The sequence below is a fragment of the Pseudomonas sp. GNP013 genome (genome assembly GCF_054343995.1).
The window spans coordinates 907,095-925,083 of the sequence record NZ_JBTGUT010000001.1 but is presented as its reverse complement, the minus strand read 5'-3'; the positions used below and the strand labels follow the sequence as shown (position 1 = coordinate 925,083).

The following is a 17,989-nucleotide window of genomic DNA, read 5'->3' as shown; positions in this document are numbered from 1 at the left end:
GAATACGAAGCAGTTAGCGGAGTGCCCATGCCTGCCTAGGGTTTCTAACACGAGCAACAGCTTCCGGCCCCGCAGGAGTTTCCATAATTAAGGACCTGGTTAGGATCGAAGCGCTCACCACGAGACGGCTACAGATGTAACACAGATTTCCCATGTAACACACTCAATGGTCGCTTCTCATAGAAGTGTTACTAAAATAAAACCATTATATATCAATGACTTAACTTAAATCTCAAAACGCGTAACACTTGTAACACGCTTTTTAGGAGACAATCCCCTAGCCCCTCGTATGGCTCCCCTACAGCGACGAAAACAGGTCGCGTCGGTAACTTGAAAATGTGACGGGGCCCCTGGGCATTTCAGAAAGACACGGGGCATAGAACCCGCGGGATCGTGCTAGCGGCAGTCTTTCCTACGTCGGTTGACAGGTTGACGTGGTTGACATCGATCAACATGGTTGACGCCATGCAGGCGTTCATTATCTGCAACAAATACGGCCACCATTACCAAAGCTGTAACGATCGCCCTTTTTCTTCAAGATCCTTTCAATTTCAACGATTGAAATTTCAGTAACTTTCAACGCCACCCACTAACTCGATCCCGCGGGTTTCATGCCCCGTGTCGCTAGGATGTCGTCAGGGTCCCCGGCGACTTTTCGGTGCCCCATTCGAAACGTCGCACTCCGGACCACGTCTTACATGGACTCAGCGCATCAAGCGTGCCCAGTTCCTGAGGGCAGGACATCGCACATACCCAAACGCTTAGCGACAAAGCGCCGTACAGGCCGATAGCAACATCGGTGCCTAATCGGTTCCGGCTAACACAGTCAGGTATTCAATGCTGCAACCAAGAGGGAGGTTACTCTCGCTGTAGGAACCTCTGTAAGAGGGGCAAGGGGACGAGACTTGCAAGTCGTGTTACTGGTGATACAAACGTTACAAAATTCATAACTATTTGAATATAAAGAGATTTTTATTCGTTACACGATCTCTGCCGTGATGTAGAAGTGGGTGTTACAGAACCTCAGGTGTTACACCCGAGTATGCCTATCCACATACAGGATTATTTTTCCTTATCCGTGCTTTTCGCCTGATAAGTAACAGCCACAGTGCAACAGTATTTCGTAGAATGCCCTAACTGATACAGGCAATCTTAATGTTCATCCGCGCATACCTCCGAGCATCCACCGAAGAGCAAGACGCCGGCCGCGCCAAGACCGCGCTCGATCAATTCGACAGCACCATAATAAGGTCATTGCGAGCGTGTAACTGGAGAACGCTAGCGGCGCCGGCTCTGACCGGACGGAGTTGCTCCGCCTGCTGAAAGACGTGCATAAGGGCAACGTACTGCTAGTGGAGTCCATAGTCCAGCTATCCCGTCTCCCGGAGGACTGGCAAAAGCTCAAGGCCGGTGTCGACTCCAAGGCCCTGCGCATAGTCGCACTTGACCTTTCGTCGGGCCACCAAGGAATGGATATCAAGGACCACGAGCTCACCGGCCGTATGATGGGAGCGATCAACTCCATGCTAGTGGAGATGATGGCGGCCATTGCCCGCAAAGATTACGAGCAACGCAGGGAGCGCCAGCCCCAAGGAATCGAGAAAGCCAGGGCGCCCGGCAAGTATCAGGGCCGGCCAGTAAACGCAGACCTGCACAGACAAGTGCGTGAGTTGCTAGCGGTCGGCTTGGGCATCCGCGCCACCGCTCGGCACGCAGACTGTTCGACCACCACAGTTATCCGGATCAGGGGAGATGGCTAGCTACTTTTTGTCTCGCCGGGCGGAACGACTGGCGTAGCAGAATTAACGGCAGGCGTTTGTTTAGGAGATCTCGCCTTACTCAGTGAGTCGCTGGCAAAGGACGTCAGTTGAGCAGCAAAATTCGGAACGGCCCTCATGGCGTCTTTCATTACGTCAGATGAAAGCACCTCATGCCAAGGACTACCGAAACTATCCGTCTCCACCAACCGCAACGGCTGCTCGTCTAGCCTAGAAAGCGCAGATCCAAGCAATTGTCGCTCAAGCTCAGGGTCGATTCTCGAGGCTTCACGGCGGTAGCCTTCATACGCTCGCGAGATTGACGCCTTGAACGCGTAATCTTCTGAAAGCCGGAAGCGCTGACCAATTTGCTTTGTCGACAACCATGCAAACCAGATAGGACCGCCTACCGAGAGGATTGCTAGAACCAGATTAATCGCAATTGTAAAACCCTGCGTATTCGACTCGCCAACAACATCAGCTAGTCTTTTCAACTGAATAGAGCCGAAAAGACTCCCGGCTAATAGGGACGCGACTAGACCTACGATCCAGCCAATTGAAGAGCTATCCAGCTTTTGGGAACGCTCAGAAAACGCTGCGGCAAGACCTGTACTCGTAGCTGATGCGTAGGCAGTTTCGCACCGTTCAAGCACATCTCTAGCTGTTTCTGAATACTTCTGCAGCTCCGCATGAAGCTGCTCGGCCCCCTGCCGTGCGGTTGAAATATGATCGCGATCAATATCAGAAGCCCTAAGGATTGAATCAACCTTACTACGCGCTTCTTTCAATGAGTGCACGTCGGTGGGCAGTTCCTCCGCCGCTGTATGGGCTGACTCAATGCGGCTCACCATTTGATCGAGGTGCTGAGATCGATCCGTTAACTCAATGATCTTTGCTTCCATCGAACGAGCCTGGCGCGTTGATGCCTGGATCGACCGATCAATGTCCTGCTGTTGAGTGCTTTCTAGGGCTGCCTCAAGGGCAACCTCTAAAGCGTCTAACGTGCAGTAGTAAACCCAAGTGCCAGCTCCTGCGTTGTTCCAGATTTGAGGAATTGTTGAGGTTCGGACGAATTTGAGACGCAGGACATAGTGGGCCAGCAGATCCTCATTGGCCTTAACCACTTCGCCACCTCGCTCAGTAATCTTGTCGATGACTGCTAAAGCGCGAAGTTGGAGCTCAGGAACAGTAATCGCGGGGAACGCCCAGTTCTGATGAGCAAGGCTAAACGCTTCATTGCTCGGAATGGAGCCCTTAAGCGTGTCGCGTATCAGCTCGAGTTCGTCGACTAAATCCTCAAAAATCTTGTGCATCTTTCCTCCTTGTTCTAGACGCAAAAAAACCCCGCACTATTGATAGGGCGGGGTCCATATTCTGTTTCTGCACCCATCCTGCACCCACGAGATCAATGACGGATACTAAAAATAGGCTGCAGACGTTGAATTATATGGTGTCCCAGGGCCGGTTCGAACGGCCAACCTTCCCCTTAGGAGGGGGATGCTCTATCCAATTGAGCTACTGGGACAAATGACAGTCGCCCGGCCAAAGGCATGGCGACGGACGGCGAGCATGTTAACGGCCAAGGTCCGTTTTGTCATGTCGTCCGTTGGCTTTTTACGTGTAGGTCATTCCTCGCCCGGCAGATCGCTACTTGGCCCAGTAAAACCGGGACTTGCAGGGCATCGTGCAAAATGCACTCCCCCAAAATGCCAGCATTGCAAATTGCAATCAGAAAGCCCTGCTGTTCAATCCCAACCCATTGATTTTATTGAAAATAAACATTGGCACGGCATCTGCAATATCTTCTATAAGACAAGTCCTACACGGACAACCCATCACCAACCTGGCAGAGCAATCGGCGGAGAACATGAACATGAACAGTGCGCTTCTGTTAGCCCTCAATACCGTGGCACTCGCCGCTTTGGTGATGTTTCATTTCCAGTCCACCACAGGTGATGACGTTGCGCAGCTTCGCCAGCCCGTTCCACACCACCTGCAGCAGCGTCCGCAATTGGCGGTGATGACTGCAAATGCGCAAACGCCTGTGCGCGTCACACAGAATGCACAGTCAGCTCCCGCCGCTGAACACTGGGTTTTCTAAGGAAGCTGTCATGTCCAAATCCTCCTGGTTGTTTCTCTGCCTAACCCTGATCAGCGCCGCTTTTGGCCTTCAGGCCTCTGCGCAAGAGGGGCAAATCACAGCCTTTATCGCCAGTGCGGTGTTCGCTGTATTGTTGGTTCTCACGCTGATCGTAGGTCGCCGTATCAAGTTCGATCCTGTGCTGCGCTGAAAGCTGCTGTTGCGCCACCTCCCCCGCCTTCTCCTACCTTACGTCGTATAGACCTAGTAAATTGGCAGAATGCCACTAGTCTTAGCACTAGGGGCGAACAGCCATATTGCTTTACGATGTGCGCCCTCCAGACATTCGCTGCGGTGGTTGCCGTGTTGATCCGCGTTTAACGCACGTCACGCAAAAAATATTCAAACCAGTCCGCAAAAATGCAAATCAGTGCTGGCATAAAGCCTTTAGGCAGTTCAATATTTGTCACAGAATTGACGCCAAGGAAATGTCGAATCTGAGGCATGATGCGACCTCTTTGCAATTCGGGTTGAACTTTGGTCGTGAGTCTTGTCTTAACACTCATCCTTGCGGCCAATTCCAAAAACCGCTCCCCTGAACTAACCGGTTAAATATATGCGCCCATTGAAACAGGCAATTTATTCCAGCCGTACGGCTGACAAATTCGTCGTACGTCTGCCAGACGGTATGCGGGAACGCATTGCCGAGGTGGCTCGCAATCATCACCGCAGCATGAACTCTGAAATCATCGCGCGCCTGGAGCAGAGCCTTATTCAGGAAGGTGCGTTGGGCGAAGAGCTGAGCATGCGTCTGGACAGTCCGGAGTTGTCACTGCACGAACGCGAGCTGCTGCAGCGCTTTCGTCAGCTTTCCCACCGCCAGCAGAATGCCCTCGTTTCGCTTATCGCGCACGACGTTGAGGCGGCCGCAGAAGCCAATTGATTCAAGATTGCAAAATTGAAAGCCGAAGCCAGCTGAATGCTGGCTTTTTTTTGCCTGAAATTTGAGGGGCCACTCTTCATCAGGAGCGAGCTTGCTCGCTCCCACAGAGCACCTTACAACAGGAATATGGTCGCCAAGCCGAGGAAGATGAAGAAACCTCCGCTGTCCGTCATGGCTGTGATCATGACACTCGCCCCCATTGCGGGGTCGCGACCAAGGCGTGCCAGGGTCATCGGAATCAACACGCCCATGAACGCAGCCAACAGCAGGTTGAGCGTCATGGCGGCAGTCATCACCACGCCGAGCGACCAGCTGCCATACAGCAAGTAGGCCACCACACCGATCACCCCACCCCACACCAGACCGTTGATAAGCCCGACGGCCAGCTCCTTGCGCAGCAAGCGGGAAGAGTTGGCGGTACTCACCTGATCCAGCGCCATCGCGCGCACGATCATGGTGATGGTCTGGTTACCGGAGTTACCGCCGATGCCCGCCACAATCGGCATCAACGCCGCCAGTGCCACGAGCTTTTCAATGGAGCCTTCAAACAGCCCGATGACTCGCGAGGCGATGAACGCGGTAATCAGGTTAACCGCCAGCCATGCCCAGCGGTTATGCAGCGAGCGCCAGACCGAGGCAAAAATATCTTCCTCCTCACGCAAACCCGCCATGTTGAGGACTTCGGTTTCACTCTCTTCACGAATCAGATCGACGATTTCGTCGATGGTCAAACGGCCAATCAGCTTGCCGTTCTTGTCAACCACCGGCGCCGAGATCAAGTCATAACGCTCAAAGGCCTGGGCCGCGTCATACGCGTCCTCGTCCGGGTGAAAGCTCACGGTATCGCTGGCCATCAAGTCCGCAACTTTCTTCTCCGGATCGTTCACCAGCAGGCGCTTGATCGGCAGCACGCCCTTGAGGATGCCTTCATAGTCGACGACGAACAGCTTGTCGGTATGACCTGGCAGCTCCTTCAGACGGCGCAGGTAGCGCAAAACCACCTCGAGGCTGACGTCTTCGCGAATGGTGACCATCTCGAAGTCCATCAGGGCGCCGACCTGATCCTCGTCGTACGACAGCGCTGAACGCACGCGCTCACGCTGCTGGGTGTCCAGCGCCTCCATCAGCTCATGGACAACATCACGCGGCAATTCAGGCGCAAGGTCAGCCAGTTCGTCGGCGTCCATTTCCTTGGCGGCGGCCAGCAGCTCGTGATCGTCCATGTCGGCGATCAGGGTTTCACGTACGGAGTCGGATACTTCGAGCAGGATGTCGCCGTCGCGGTCAGCCTTGACCAACTGCCAGAGCGTCAGTCGATCATCCAGCGGCAAGGCTTCAAGAATATAGGCGACGTCGGCGGAGTGCAGGTCATCGAGCTTGCGCTGCAGCTCGACGAGGTTTTGCCGATGGACCAGATTTTCAACGCGGTCGTGATTCGGGCCTTCCTGGCGATGCGTGAGGTCTTCGACCACGCGCTGGCGCTGCAGCAGCTCGATGACTTGAGCCAGGCGATCCTGCAGGCTGTCTTGTGTTTTCTTAACTTCTACTTCGGTCATAGGCGAACTCCACTCCCAGCAGCGGGGCACGCCGGAAGGATCAATCAGTCAATTCATGATTGGTAAAGCGGGGTACTGAGTTACTACTGGGTAAGTCCATGGAGGTATTCCACAAGCCCCGGCGGGGCTGACGGGCGCAATGATACACCGCTCGGTGGCTTTTAATCTTAAAAAACTGGAGAGAACAAGCGCTTGCGAGGCAAAGTTGAGCCTGAGCTGCACCCGGGAACTGCGACGTCGCAACCCGGGCGGAAAACACATCAGGGTGATGGATCAGGAGAAATCCTGCACAAACGCCAGACGGCAAAAAGCCCGCACTTGGCGGGCTTTTTGTTTGTATGGTGCACTCGACAGGATTCGAACCTGTGACCGCTCGGTTCGTAGCCGAGTACTCTATCCAGCTGAGCTACGAGTGCAGATTGTGTTTTTAGACCAGATCACAACTGGTTGAAGCCGAGTCACCGCATTGCTGCAGTTGACTCTTAAATGGTGCACTCGACAGGATTCGAACCTGTGACCGCTCGGTTCGTAGCCGAGTACTCTATCCAGCTGAGCTACGAGTGCATTTGTTGCCGCGCATTATAGGCCGTTCAATCTCTATGTAAAGCGATTTTTTCGAGTAATTTCAACAACTTACCGATAAATCCAGACTGCAACGTACTAAGCAAATAATGGCGGAGAACGGGGGATTCGAACCCCCGACACCCTTTTGAGGTGTACTCCCTTAGCAGGGGAGCGCCTTCGGCCACTCGGCCAGCTCTCCGCAACACGGGGCGTATATTAACCACGTTCATCCCCGTTTGCAAACACAAAAAGCGATAAAAATTAATGGCTTGGTTCTTCGTCGTTTTCCTCGTCCTCGTCCTGCTGCTGACGTCCCTGCTGCTCTTTCTCCTTTTCCTTTTCCTTACTGATCCGCTGGAAGATTTCCTCCCGGTGGACCGCTACCTCTTTCGGAGCGTTAACCCCGATACGCACTTGATTGCCTTTGACGCCGAGCACGGTCACGGTGATTTCGCCATCACCGATAATCAGGCTTTCTGCGCAACGACGAGTCAGAATCAACATAACCTTTCACCTCACGCACTTCAGTTCTGGAACAACAGTCTGCAAAAAAAACGCTCAGCCTACGCTGCAGGAGCGGGTAGACCTTGCATCTGAGTATTGTCGAGCCGACGCAAAAGACCACGCGCCCCACAAAAAAGGAAAGGCGCGGTATACCGCGCCCTTCCGGCACTGCCTTACTCGCCCTGTCGGGCCGGCGCATCGAGCTCAAAAGCGGTGTGCAACGCGCGCACCGCAAGCTCCAGGTACTTCTCTTCAATCACCACCGAGACTTTGATTTCCGAGGTGGAGATCATCTGGATATTGATGCTTTCCTTGGCCAGGGCCTCGAACATGCGGCTGGCAACACCGGCATGGGAACGCATGCCCACCCCCACGATCGACACCTTGGCAATTTTGGTATCGCCAACCACTTCACGGGCGCCAATCCCGCTCGCGGTGTTCTGCAGGATACGCTCGGCCGCATCGTACTCGTTGCGGTGCACGGTGAAGGTGAAATCGGTGGTGTTATCGTGCGAAACATTCTGCACGATCATGTCGACTTCAATATTTGCGCCACTGATCGGACCGAGGATCTTGAACGCCACGCCCGGAGTATCCGGCACGCCACGGATCGTCAGCTTGGCTTCATCGCGGTTGAAAGCGATGCCGGAAATGATCGGCTGTTCCATGGATTCCTCTTCATCAATAGTAATGAGGGTGCCCGGACCCTCCTTGAAGCTGTGCAATACGCGCAGCGGAACGTTGTACTTGCCGGCAAACTCCACCGCACGAATCTGCAACACCTTGGAACCGAGACTGGCCATCTCCAGCATCTCTTCGAAGGTGATCTTGTCCAGGCGCTGAGCCACGGACACGACACGCGGATCGGTGGTGTAGACGCCGTCCACATCGGTGTAGATCTGGCATTCATCCGCCTTGAGAGCCGCTGCCAGCGCAACGCCCGTGGTGTCCGAACCGCCACGTCCGAGGGTGGTGATGTTGCCGTGCTCATCCACACCCTGGAACCCTGCTACCACTACCACGCGACCGGCTTTCAGATCAGTACGAATTTTCTGATCATCAATCTGCAGGATGCGCGCCTTGGTATGCGCGCTGTCGGTCAGGATGCGCACCTGGCTGCCCGTGTAGGACACCGCCGGCACGCCGCGCCTGTTCAGCGCCATGGCCAGCAAGCCAATGGTCACCTGCTCGCCGGTGGACACGATCACATCCAGCTCACGCGGCAACGGTTGCTGATCGCCACTGATGGCCTTGGCCAGTTCGATCAGGCGATTGGTTTCACCGCTCATGGCCGACAGCACCACCACCAGATCATCGCCGGCGTCGCGGAACTTCTTAACCTTGTCGGCGACCTGCTCGATTCTTTCGACAGAGCCGACCGAGGTGCCTCCAAATTTCTGTACGATCAAAGCCATTTCTAAGCCGCCTCAGCCCGTAAAGGGGCGCCTGATTTCCAATTCAACCAGCACTCAACCGCCCGCGACCGGGTCGCGGGCCGTTTAACAGCGCCTTAAATACCTGCTTCGACAAATGGCACGGTCAGGGCGAGGGCCGCATCCAGGGCACCGGCGTCCACACCACCGCCTTGCGCCATGTCCGGGCGACCACCGCCCTTCCCGCCCACTGCCGCAGCGGCCTGTTTCATCAAATCACCGGCTTTGAGTTGGCCAGTCAGGTCCTTGGTTACACCCGCAACCAGCACGACCTTATCCTCATGCACACCGCCGAGCAGGATCACTGCGCGGCCGAGCTTGTTCTTCAACTGATCGACCAGGGCCAGCAACGCCTTGCCGTCCTGACCGTCCAGACGTGCCGCCAGTACTTTCACACCTTTGACCTCCACTGCAGCGGCCGACAGATCGTCACCCGCTGCACTGGCCGCCTTGGCCTGCAACTGTTCCAGCTGCTTCTCCAGCGCACGGTTGCGCTCGAGCACGGCGGACAGTTTGTCGATCAGGTTGTCTCGGCTGCCCTTGACCAGGCTGGCCGCTTCCTTGAGTTGTTCTTCGGCCGCATTCAGGTAGGCCAGAGCCGCAGCACCGGTGACCGCCTCGATACGCCGCACACCAGACGCCACACCGCCTTCGCTGACAATTTTCAGCAGCGCGATGTCGCCGGTGCGGTTGGCGTGGATACCGCCACACAGCTCCACCGAGAATGCGCCGCCCATGCTCAGCACGCGCACGCTGTCGCCATACTTCTCGCCGAACAGCGCCATCGCGCCCTTGGCCTTGGCGGTGTCGATATCGGTTTCTTCGGTCTCGACCGGGGTGTTGCGACGAATCTCGGCGTTGACGATGTCTTCAAGGGCCTTGATCTGCGCAGGCTTGATCGCTTCAAAGTGGCTGAAGTCGAAGCGCAGGCGCTGGCTGTCGACCAGCGAACCCTTCTGCTGGACATGCTCGCCCAGCACCTGGCGCAAGGCCGCGTGCAGCAAGTGGGTGGCCGAGTGGTTCAGCGCGGTGGCATGGCGCACGTCCGCATCCACCTGGGTGTCGACCGGCGCACCGACCGTCAGATTGCCCAGCACCAGCACACCGTGATGCAGGAACGCACCGCCGGTCTTGGTGGTGTCACGCACATCAAAACGCCCGGACGTGGAGCTGAGGAAACCACAGTCACCGATCTGGCCACCGGATTCGGCGTAGAACGGCGTCTGGTCAAGCACCACGACGGCTTCTTCGCCTTCGCTCAACACGTCGACGGATTTGCCGTCCTTATAGATCGCAACGATTTTGGCCGCGCCGGCGGTCGCCTTGTAGCCGATGAATTCGGTCGGCACGTCGACCTTGACCAGGGTGTTGTAATCCAGGCCAAAAGAGCTGGCGGACCGGGCGCGCACGCGCTGGGCCTCCATCTCACGCTCAAAGCCGGCCTCATCGATGGTCAGCTCGCGCTCACGGGCGATGTCGGCGGTCAGGTCCATCGGGAAGCCGTAGGTGTCGTACAGTTTGAACACCACGTCGCCCGGCACGACCGTGCCTTTAAGCTCGGCCAGATCCTGTTCGAGAATTTTCAGGCCGTGTTCCAGGGTCTTGGAGAACTGCTCCTCCTCGGCCTTGAGCACGCGCTCGATGTTGGTCTGCTGCTGCTTGAGCTCAGGGAAAGCCTCGCCCATCTCGGCCACCAGCGCGGCGACGATCTTGTAGAAAAAGCTGCCAGTGGCGCCCAGCTTGTTACCGTGGCGGCAAGCGCGACGGATGATGCGGCGCAGCACGTAGCCACGGCCCTCGTTGGAGGGCAGCACGCCATCGGCGATCAGGAAGCCGCAGGAACGGATGTGGTCGGACACCACCTTGAGCGAAGACTGGCTTTCATTGGCGCAGCCAATGGCCGCCGCCGAGGCGCTCAGCAGGTTGGTGAACAGGTCGATTTCATAGTTGGAGTGAACGTGCTGCATCACCGCACTGATCCGCTCCAGGCCCATGCCGGTGTCCACCGACGGCGCCGGCAGCGGATGCAACACGCCGTCGGCGGTGCGGTTGAACTGCATGAACACGTTGTTCCAGATTTCGATGTAACGGTCGCCGTCTTCTTCCGGCGAGCCCGGCGGGCCGCCCCAGATGTCGGCGCCGTGATCGTAGAAAATCTCGGTGCAGGGGCCGCACGGGCCGGTGTCGCCCATGGTCCAGAAGTTGTCGGACGCGTACGGCGCGCCCTTGTTGTCGCCGATGCGAATCATGCGTTCGGCGGGCACGCCGATCTGTTGGGTCCAGATGTCATAGGCTTCGTCGTCCGTCGCGTAGACGGTGACCCAGAGCTTTTCCTTGGGCAGCTTCAACACGCCGGTGAGGAAGGTCCAGGCGAAGGTGATCGCATCTTTCTTGAAATAGTCGCCGAAGCTGAAGTTGCCCAGCATTTCGAAGAAGGTGTGGTGGCGAGCGGTGTAACCGACATTCTCCAGGTCGCTGTTCTTGCCGCCGGCGCGTACGCACTTCTGGCTGCTGGTGGCGCGGGTGTAGGCGCGCTTTTCCTGGCCCAGGAAGCAGTCCTTGAACTGGTTCATCCCCGCGTTGGTGAACAGCAGGGTCGGGTCATTGCCTGGGATCAAGGAGCTGGAGGAGACACGGGTGTGACCTTGCTCTTCGAAGAAGCGAAGGAAGGCTTCACGGATTTCTGCGCTTTTCATTAGGTTCTTCCACGGAGGCTGCGGCCAAAGGCCAGTGCGCAACATCATCAGACGGAGCGACGGCAAAGGGCCGCATTATATCGGCCCTTTGCCGGGGGTACAGCGTGTTTATACGATAGAAACGTTCAATTAGACGGCCTGCACCTGTCAGTTGCGCGAAAACTCGACAAATGCCCGCACCACCTGTTCGAGCTGCGTGCGGTTCACATCCATGTGCGTGACCATACGCAGGCGTGGCGCCGTGCTCAATTTGATGCCCCTTTCGCCAGCAAAATCCTTGAACGCCTGGTGACGGTCACCCATCTGCACGTAGACCATGTTGGTCTGCACCGGCTCCACGGGGTAGCCGGCATCGCGCAGCGCCTCGCCCAGCCACTGAGCGTTGGCGTGGTCGTCGGCCAGGCGCTGCACATGATGATCCAGCGCATACAGCCCCGCCGCCGCCAGCGACCCCGCCTGACGCATGCCGCCACCGACCATCTTGCGCAGGCGCCGCGCCTTGGCGATCAGCGCTGTGGAGCCGCACAGCACCGAGCCCACTGGCGCGCCCAGGCCCTTGGACAGGCACACCGACACCGAATCGAAATGCCGGGCGATCTCCCGCGCCTCCACGCCCAGCTTGACCGCCGCGTTATAAAGCCGCGCGCCGTCCAGGTGCAGGGACAGGCCATGTTCGTGGGTAAACGCGCGGGCCCTGGCCAGGTAATCGAGCGACAGGACCTTGCCCTGCATGGTGTTTTCCAGCGCCAGCAGGCGGGTAGGCGCGAAGTGAAAATCGTCGGGCTTGATCGCTTCCAGCACCTGGCCCAGATCGAGGGAACCGTCGGCCTGCGCCTCCAGTGGCTGGGGTTGAATCGAACCGAGCACCGCCGCACCACCGCCTTCGTATTTGTAGGTGTGCGCCTGCTGGCCGACGATGTACTCCTCGCCGCGCTCACAGTGGGCCATCAACGCCAGCAGGTTGCTCATGGTGCCGGTAGGCACGAACAGCGCGGCGGCAAACCCCAGGCGCCGGGCCAGCTCGGCCTCCAGGCGATTGACGCTGGGGTCTTCGCCGTAGACGTCATCGCCAGTGGCGGCAGTGGCCATGGCATCAAGCATACCGGGCGTGGGTTGGGTCACGGTGTCGCTGCGCAGGTCTATGACGTTCATCAAGCAGGCCTCTGACGGTGGGGTGTAGTGACGATTACTGCGGGCAACGCCGCGCAATATCAAGCCCTGTGTGGTCAGGAATCGAATATCCATCAAACAAACCGATCTAGGTGATCGATACGGCAATCGTGCAGTTTTGCAAAAACCGTGTTAAAAACCCTTCGCCGTCAGGGTTCTGACGGCAACGTTCTCAGGGCGGGGTGTAATTCCCCACCGGCGGTAATTGCGCGCAATGTGCATAGCCCGCGAGCGCTTGGCGCCTCGAACTGCTCACGCAGGACGGCGGCAAGGTCAGCAGACCCGGTGTGATCCCGGGGCCGACGGTCATAGTCCGGATGAAGAGAGAACGGGATTGGCACCCAAGCGCCGCGCGTCGACCTCATGCCTGCATGACGTCGCTGTTCGTACCCTTGAAATCCCATTCGATTCATAACGCCCTGTTTTTTTCTTAAACAGGAGTCAGAACATGCAACCCACCGCTATCGACAGCAAAAGCAAAAACCATCACGGCGAGCGCGTCGCGTTTATCCAGGCCTGCTGGCACAAGGATATTGTCGACCAATCCCGCAAAGGCTTCCTCGCCGAAATGATCGCCCAGGGCTACCAGGAATCGGACATCGATTTCTTCGAAGTCGGCGGCGCCTTTGAAATGCCCCTGCACGCCAAGCTGCTGGCCAAGACCGGCCGTTACGCCGGCATCGTCGCCGCTGCGCTGGTAGTGGACGGCGGCATCTACCGTCACGAATTCGTCGCCCAATCGGTGGTCAGTGGCCTGATGCAGGTGCAGCTGGAAACCGAAGTGCCGGTGTTCTCGGTGTCCCTCACCCCGCACCACTTCCACGCCGGCAGCGAGCACCACACCTTCTTCTACGAGCACTTCGTGCACAAGGGCCAGGAAGCGGCGCGCACCTGTGCCGATACGCTGCACAAGATTCGCGCGATCTATCAGAGCGAGCTGCAAAAGCGCGTCAGTTGAGTCCGATTGCCGCCCAATCGCACGGGCAGTCCCGTGCGATTGGGCATCCTATATAAGTAAAGCCAGCAACCGCGGTACCGACGATGTAATGGCGTTGACGCTTGTCACAAGCGCTTCCCAACCATCATCGGAGTCACCATGTCTCACGTTCCTTCACTTCCCCTTGCCCCTCGTGGCGCTGACCTTCAATGGCTCATTGACGGCCGCCTCAGCGCGCCCGCCAGCCGCACCCGCTCTCTCAACAGAGACCTCCATATTCAAAAAACGCTGACGTTCATTACGCTGCATCAAACGCCTCTCGTCACCGTCGAACGAGAGTTGGCCGATGAACTTCACGACTACATCGTGTTTACCACCCACGACGAGGACGACCGAATCCACGTCGATATACGCCCTCAAGATAACGGCCTCATGGTGGTGATCAATAGCGAGCACTTTGTGGTTACCTTGGCCGGGTTGAACCAGTTCGTCGTCTTTCGAACGCAGGGTGGCAATGACTTGATCCACATCGCCGAGAACGTGACGCGGCCGATACTGGTCGACTCGGGGGAAGGTGACGATCATATCTTCGCCGGAGGCGGCTATACGCGCATTTTTGCAGGCCCTGGCAACGATATAATCCTGAATCACCGAGGCCCCGCCTATATCGAAGGGGGCGACGGCGCGGACCAGATTTTCTCCCTCGCAGACGGTGAAATGACCGTCTACGCCGGCGCAGGAGACGACAAGGTTATCGCCGCAAGCGGGCTGGCGTTCATCAATGGCGGCGAAGGCGACGATCAATTAACGGGCGGGAGCGCGCACAACATCCTGACAGGAGGCCCCGGCAACGACTTGATACAGGCAGGCCCCCGCTCAAACGTGCTGTATACCGGCGAAGGGCTGGACGTGGTCACGCAGCTCAAACCAGATGACAAGGTCTTCGCCAACCCCAACAGCGGCCTCGCAGCGGCAGGACAGTTCATCGCACATGGTTTGACGCCCTCGGACACCTCACCCGAGTGCCCTCACCCTCAAGCGCTGGTGACCGATATCCAACCGCTCTCCCTGCAAAACAGCGGCATACGAGTCATCGGCAGCGTGGAATTTCAACAGCGGGTAAACGATGACTTGCAGCTGCTGGCCAACTCGCCCAACGGGCAGCACCTGTTCCGGGCGCTGGATGCCGCCGAACTGCGCAGCGGTACACCCATCAACATTTATGAGCTGCAGGACGAGGCCAATGGCCTGTTCGTGCCCAGCCCTGCTTCGACGCCTCCCGCATTCATTCAGGACAACAGGCCCGGCACGCCCTCCTATGGCGGCGCTGTGTATTACAACCCTTCGTTCATCGGCAATCGAATGAGCAATATCCCGTTGCTCTATCACGAACTGTGCCATGCCTATAACGTCGTCACCGGCACTTCGTTGCAGGGCGCCAGCCTTGACGGTGCAGACGGCAACAAACCGCGTCCGATCATCTCCAATCACGAACTTCAGGCAGTCGGCCTGCCGACAGACGCCATTGCTTTCGATTTCGACAATGACCCGTCCACGCCACCCACCCACACCAACGCCACACCGTTCACCGAAAACGGTATCCGAGAGGAGCTGGGCATGCCGCCGCGCAAGCAATATTCATCTCCACCTATTTGAACGCGGCGGCGCTCTCCGAGATCGGCACGATCAGGATCCCGGCGCGCAGGCCATTCTTCACCTTCGGGTTGGGGAAGATAATGCGCGCGCCCTCCTCCTCGATCACCCAGCGGGTCTTGGCCACGTCTTCGGCCAGCAGGTAGCCTTTGTCCAACTGCGAAAAGTTTTCCACGTCTGCCGGCAGATGCATCAGAAAGGCGTCGCTGTGTTTGATGACCTCACGGGCGACCGCGAACAGTTGCAGGCCGTCCAGGGTCTCGCCCGCAGGCTCCGTGTCCTCGATGATCTGCGTCAGGCGCGTTTCCAGACGCGACACATCAACGCCCTGGTTGTGCCCGAACGGCCGCGCCTTGCCCAACTCCAGGGTAAAGGCCTCGGCATCGAGCTGCTCATAGGTGAACGCGGTAAAGGTGATCGAGGCTTTATTCTGCAGCAGCACCGCTTGCATGCCGGCGGCGCTCAGGCGCGCCAGTTCGCGGCGCGAATGCTGGCGACCTTCTTTCCACGGGTAAAGCGCAAACTGCTCGATCTTCGAACCGCGAATGGCGGTGTGCAGGTCGTAATGCAAGCGCCAGCGGCCCGGCAGGCTGAAAAAGCTGCGGGCCAGTTGCTCGAGCTCGGCGGCGCGGATGGCCTCCGGGCCGATGTTTTGTTCATGCCGACCATTGAACAGCCGGTTGACGTCCAGTTCCAGGTAACGCTCGCCGCGACGCATGGCCTCGGGGTTACCGAACAGAAACAGAATACGGTTACGCGGTTTGATCTCGCCCCGGGCGATGCCATGCAACAGGCGGTCGAGCAGTTCGATCGGCGCGGTTTCGTTGCCATGGATGCCGGACGACAGCAGCAGGTCGCCGCCGGCGTCCAGGGCCTGCGGCGGGCGCACTTCGAGCGCGCCCTCGCTGAGCCAGCGCATCTGCACGCCGTCGACAGTCAGTTGAATTTTTTGCGCCGGTTCACGACCGGCGAGGGTCAGTTCAAGCAGTTTGCCGAGGGCGAGCATACGCAGCTTCCTTAGTGGTTGCAGCCTGGGCCATGGACGTGATCGTCGTCATCGCCGTCGACGTCGGCCGGTTCCATTTCCAGTTGCAGGCTCATCAGGTTGGTGGCCAACGGGCGCATCAGCAGGTTGGCGTACTCGGCGTCGCCCTCTTCCACGTCCACACCGATCAGCAACTGGCCACGGCCATCGTGCTGGATCCAGATCTCCTTGCCCTGCCAGACCACGGCAACGCGCGTGCAGGAGGTTTCCAGCTGGGTGCCGTCGGTGTCTTCAAGGATCAGTTTCAGGGTGTCGGTGGTCATAAATAACTCTCAGCCGTGGATGGGTATTAATTGATCTGGAACGGATAAACCGAGCCCAGTTTAAGGATTTGCGTCAGTTCATCCAGTGCCGTCCGGCACTCAATCAGCAATTGCGGGTCAGCCAGGTCGGTTTCGCGCAGGCTGTCGCGGTAGTGTCTGTCGACCCACTGAGTAAGGGTCTCGTACAGCGGCGCGGTCATGATAACGCCCGGGTTCACCGCCGCCAGTTCGGTCTCGTTCAACGCCACGCGCAAGCGCAGGCACGCCGGGCCGCCGCCGTTCTGCATGCTTTGCTTGAGGTCGAACACCTTGACTTCGCGGATCACGCCACCGGCGGTGGTGAGGGTTTGCAGGTAACGCCACACGCGCTCGTTGGCACGGCATTCCTGCGGCACGATCAGCAGCATCGAGCCGTCCGGCAGGGTCAGCAACTGGCTGTTGAACAGGTAGGAACGCACCGCGTCCTCGACGCTGACCTCGGCGCGCGGCACACACACCGCCTGAAAATGGCCGCCCAGCCTGGCCAGCTTGCCGTGCAGTTCGGCGAGCACCTGCTCGGTGTTGAGGAACGCATCCTCGTGATAGAACAGCACCTCGCCATTGCCCACCGCGATCACATCGTTGTGGAACACCCCGGCATCGATCACCGCCGGGTTCTGCTGGGCGTAGACCACGCCGTCATCCGCCAGGCCGTGCAGGCGTGCGACGGCCTGGGACGCTTCCAGGGTCTGGCGCGCCGGGTACTTCTGCGGCGCCGGGTAGCGCGGGTCGAAGGCGCTGCGGCCGAACACGAAAAACTCCACACCGGCCTCGCCATAGCTGCGGCAAAAACGCGTGTGGTTGGCCGCGCCTTCGTCGCCGAACTGCGCCACCGCCGGCAAGGCGGCGTGATGGGCGAAGCGCTGCGCGTCGGCGAACATCGCCCCCAGCACGCGGCTGGTGGTGGGGTGTTCGATGCTGCGGTGGTATTTGCAATTGAGGTTGGCGGCGGTGAAGTGCACGCGGCCGTCAATGGTATCGGCGCTCGGGCTGACCGTGGCGGCGTTGGCCACCCACATGCTCGAGGCGGAGCAACTGGCGACCAGCAACGGCATCGCCTGCCTGGCGGCCAGCTCGATGACCTGCGCGTCGCTGCCGCTGAAACCAAGGCTGCGCAAGGCGGCCACATCGGGGCGCTCCTGGGGCGCGAGCACGCCTTGCACAAAGCCCATGTCCATCAGCGCCTTCATTTTCTGCAGGCCCTGCAACGCCGCTTCCCTGGGGTTGGAATGCTGCTGGCTGTTGCTCTGGGACGCGACGTTGCCGAAGGACAAGCCGCCGTAGTTATGGGTCGGCCCCACTAGACCGTCAAAATTGACTTCACAGGATTTCATCGGCGAGGCTCCACG

14 protein-coding genes, 4 tRNA genes, 1 pseudogene and 1 riboswitch are annotated in these 17,989 nt (G+C 58.3%); of the genes and pseudogenes, 6 read left to right on the top strand and 13 right to left on the bottom strand.

Features of this window, described 5'->3' with window-relative positions; genetic code table 11:
- Positions 1 to 1,155: 1,155 nt before the first annotated feature.
- A pseudogene (locus tag ACXX81_RS04280) lies at positions 1,156 to 1,760 on the top strand (recombinase family protein).
- Here ACXX81_RS04280 and ACXX81_RS04275 read toward each other — a convergent pair.
- Entirely contained in the window at positions 1,757 to 3,070 is a 1,314-nt protein-coding gene (locus tag ACXX81_RS04275) for a hypothetical protein (protein WP_458571261.1), read from the bottom strand. The pseudogene ACXX81_RS04280 and the gene ACXX81_RS04275 overlap by 4 nt on opposite strands.
- Before the next feature lie 135 nt (positions 3,071 to 3,205).
- Positions 3,206 to 3,282: transfer RNA gene (locus ACXX81_RS04270), tRNA-Arg, on the bottom strand.
- Between the two features lie 348 nt (positions 3,283 to 3,630).
- On the opposite strand from ACXX81_RS04270, the gene ACXX81_RS04265 reads away from it, so the two are divergent.
- The 3 genes from ACXX81_RS04265 to ACXX81_RS04255 all read left to right on the top strand — a co-directional run bounded on the left by ACXX81_RS04265 (position 3,631) and on the right by ACXX81_RS04255 (position 4,780).
- Positions 3,631 to 3,858: a hypothetical protein gene (locus ACXX81_RS04265; protein ID WP_209990479.1), complete on the top strand. Its 228-nt coding sequence runs from the start codon at positions 3,631 to 3,633 to the stop codon at positions 3,856 to 3,858.
- A gap of 10 nt (positions 3,859 to 3,868) precedes the next feature.
- Complete coding sequence (locus ACXX81_RS04260; protein WP_322214312.1) at positions 3,869 to 4,048, top strand: PA3371 family protein; 180 nt, start codon at positions 3,869 to 3,871, stop codon at positions 4,046 to 4,048.
- A 405-nt stretch (positions 4,049 to 4,453) separates the two neighbouring features.
- Complete coding sequence (locus ACXX81_RS04255; RefSeq protein ID WP_003193592.1) at positions 4,454 to 4,780, top strand: Arc family DNA-binding protein; 327 nt, start codon at positions 4,454 to 4,456, stop codon at positions 4,778 to 4,780.
- Between the two features lie 113 nt (positions 4,781 to 4,893).
- On the opposite strand, the gene mgtE is transcribed toward ACXX81_RS04255, so the two are convergent.
- From mgtE to ltaE, 8 genes are all read right to left on the bottom strand, one after another.
- Positions 4,894 to 6,336: a magnesium transporter gene (gene mgtE, locus ACXX81_RS04250; protein WP_003233511.1), complete on the bottom strand. Its 1,443-nt coding sequence runs from the start codon at positions 6,334 to 6,336 to the stop codon at positions 4,894 to 4,896.
- 339 nt (positions 6,337 to 6,675) lie between these two features.
- Positions 6,676 to 6,752 (bottom strand) — tRNA-Arg (locus ACXX81_RS04245).
- A 71-nt stretch (positions 6,753 to 6,823) separates the two neighbouring features.
- A tRNA-Arg gene (locus ACXX81_RS04240) sits at positions 6,824 to 6,900 on the bottom strand.
- A gap of 108 nt (positions 6,901 to 7,008) precedes the next feature.
- Positions 7,009 to 7,099: transfer RNA gene (locus ACXX81_RS04235), tRNA-Ser, on the bottom strand.
- A 62-nt stretch (positions 7,100 to 7,161) separates the two neighbouring features.
- Positions 7,162 to 7,404 (bottom strand): carbon storage regulator CsrA, encoded by a 243-nt coding sequence (csrA, locus tag ACXX81_RS04230; protein ID WP_231422923.1) that lies wholly within the window; start codon positions 7,402 to 7,404, stop codon positions 7,162 to 7,164.
- 173 nt (positions 7,405 to 7,577) lie between these two features.
- A complete protein-coding gene (locus ACXX81_RS04225; RefSeq protein WP_209983998.1) occupies positions 7,578 to 8,819 on the bottom strand; it encodes an aspartate kinase in 1,242 nt (413 codons plus the stop codon).
- Positions 8,820 to 8,914: 95 nt separating this feature from the next.
- A complete protein-coding gene (alaS, locus tag ACXX81_RS04220; protein ID WP_458571260.1) occupies positions 8,915 to 11,533 on the bottom strand; it encodes an alanine--tRNA ligase in 2,619 nt (872 codons plus the stop codon).
- A gap of 147 nt (positions 11,534 to 11,680) precedes the next feature.
- On the bottom strand, positions 11,681 to 12,685 hold the full coding sequence (ltaE, locus tag ACXX81_RS04215; RefSeq protein ID WP_209984002.1) for a low-specificity L-threonine aldolase: 1,005 nt from the start codon (positions 12,683 to 12,685) through the stop codon (positions 11,681 to 11,683).
- A gap of 182 nt (positions 12,686 to 12,867) precedes the next feature.
- A riboswitch (FMN riboswitch) is annotated at positions 12,868 to 13,037 on the top strand.
- A gap of 114 nt (positions 13,038 to 13,151) precedes the next feature.
- Between ltaE and ACXX81_RS04210 the strand changes: the two genes are divergently transcribed.
- The gene (locus ACXX81_RS04210; protein WP_209984004.1) at positions 13,152 to 13,661 is read left to right on the top strand and encodes a 6,7-dimethyl-8-ribityllumazine synthase; all 510 of its coding nucleotides are present in this window, start codon (positions 13,152 to 13,154) and stop codon (positions 13,659 to 13,661) included.
- 138 nt (positions 13,662 to 13,799) lie between these two features.
- The gene (locus ACXX81_RS04205) at positions 13,800 to 15,296 is read left to right on the top strand and encodes a M91 family zinc metallopeptidase (protein WP_458571259.1); all 1,497 of its coding nucleotides are present in this window, start codon (positions 13,800 to 13,802) and stop codon (positions 15,294 to 15,296) included.
- Here ACXX81_RS04205 and astE read toward each other — a convergent pair.
- From astE to astB, 3 genes are read right to left on the bottom strand one after another with little or no spacing between them, the layout of a single operon-like run.
- Positions 15,289 to 16,299: a succinylglutamate desuccinylase gene (gene astE, locus ACXX81_RS04200; protein WP_458571258.1), complete on the bottom strand. Its 1,011-nt coding sequence runs from the start codon at positions 16,297 to 16,299 to the stop codon at positions 15,289 to 15,291. The two genes, ACXX81_RS04205 and astE, sit on opposite strands and share 8 nt — an antisense overlap.
- 11 nt (positions 16,300 to 16,310) lie before the next feature.
- The gene (locus tag ACXX81_RS04195) at positions 16,311 to 16,601 is read right to left on the bottom strand and encodes a hypothetical protein (protein WP_060757326.1); all 291 of its coding nucleotides are present in this window, start codon (positions 16,599 to 16,601) and stop codon (positions 16,311 to 16,313) included.
- 26 nt (positions 16,602 to 16,627) lie between these two features.
- A complete protein-coding gene (gene astB, locus ACXX81_RS04190) occupies positions 16,628 to 17,974 on the bottom strand; it encodes an N-succinylarginine dihydrolase (protein ID WP_458571257.1) in 1,347 nt (448 codons plus the stop codon).
- Positions 17,975 to 17,989: the final 15 nt, after the last annotated feature.

What these genes read in the sequence shown, in the direction of transcription:
- ACXX81_RS04275 (WP_458571261.1), bottom strand. Translation starts at nt 3,070, where the DNA reads ATGCACAAGATTTTTGAGGATTTAGTCGACGAACTCGAGCTGATACGC.
- ACXX81_RS04265 (WP_209990479.1), top strand. Translation starts at nt 3,631, where the DNA reads ATGAACAGTGCGCTTCTGTTAGCCCTCAATACCGTGGCACTCGCCGCT.
- ACXX81_RS04260 (WP_322214312.1), top strand. Translation starts at nt 3,869, where the DNA reads ATGTCCAAATCCTCCTGGTTGTTTCTCTGCCTAACCCTGATCAGCGCC.
- ACXX81_RS04255 (WP_003193592.1), top strand. Translation starts at nt 4,454, where the DNA reads ATGCGCCCATTGAAACAGGCAATTTATTCCAGCCGTACGGCTGACAAA.
- mgtE (WP_003233511.1), bottom strand. Translation starts at nt 6,336, where the DNA reads ATGACCGAAGTAGAAGTTAAGAAAACACAAGACAGCCTGCAGGATCGC.
- csrA (WP_231422923.1), bottom strand. Translation starts at nt 7,404, where the DNA reads ATGTTGATTCTGACTCGTCGTTGCGCAGAAAGCCTGATTATCGGTGAT.
- ACXX81_RS04225 (WP_209983998.1), bottom strand. Translation starts at nt 8,819, where the DNA reads ATGGCTTTGATCGTACAGAAATTTGGAGGCACCTCGGTCGGCTCTGTC.
- alaS (WP_458571260.1), bottom strand. Translation starts at nt 11,533, where the DNA reads ATGAAAAGCGCAGAAATCCGTGAAGCCTTCCTTCGCTTCTTCGAAGAG.
- ltaE (WP_209984002.1), bottom strand. Translation starts at nt 12,685, where the DNA reads ATGAACGTCATAGACCTGCGCAGCGACACCGTGACCCAACCCACGCCC.
- ACXX81_RS04210 (WP_209984004.1), top strand. Translation starts at nt 13,152, where the DNA reads ATGCAACCCACCGCTATCGACAGCAAAAGCAAAAACCATCACGGCGAG.
- ACXX81_RS04205 (WP_458571259.1), top strand. Translation starts at nt 13,800, where the DNA reads ATGTCTCACGTTCCTTCACTTCCCCTTGCCCCTCGTGGCGCTGACCTT.
- astE (WP_458571258.1), bottom strand. Translation starts at nt 16,299, where the DNA reads ATGCTCGCCCTCGGCAAACTGCTTGAACTGACCCTCGCCGGTCGTGAA.
- ACXX81_RS04195 (WP_060757326.1), bottom strand. Translation starts at nt 16,601, where the DNA reads ATGACCACCGACACCCTGAAACTGATCCTTGAAGACACCGACGGCACC.
- astB (WP_458571257.1), bottom strand. Translation starts at nt 17,974, where the DNA reads ATGAAATCCTGTGAAGTCAATTTTGACGGTCTAGTGGGGCCGACCCAT.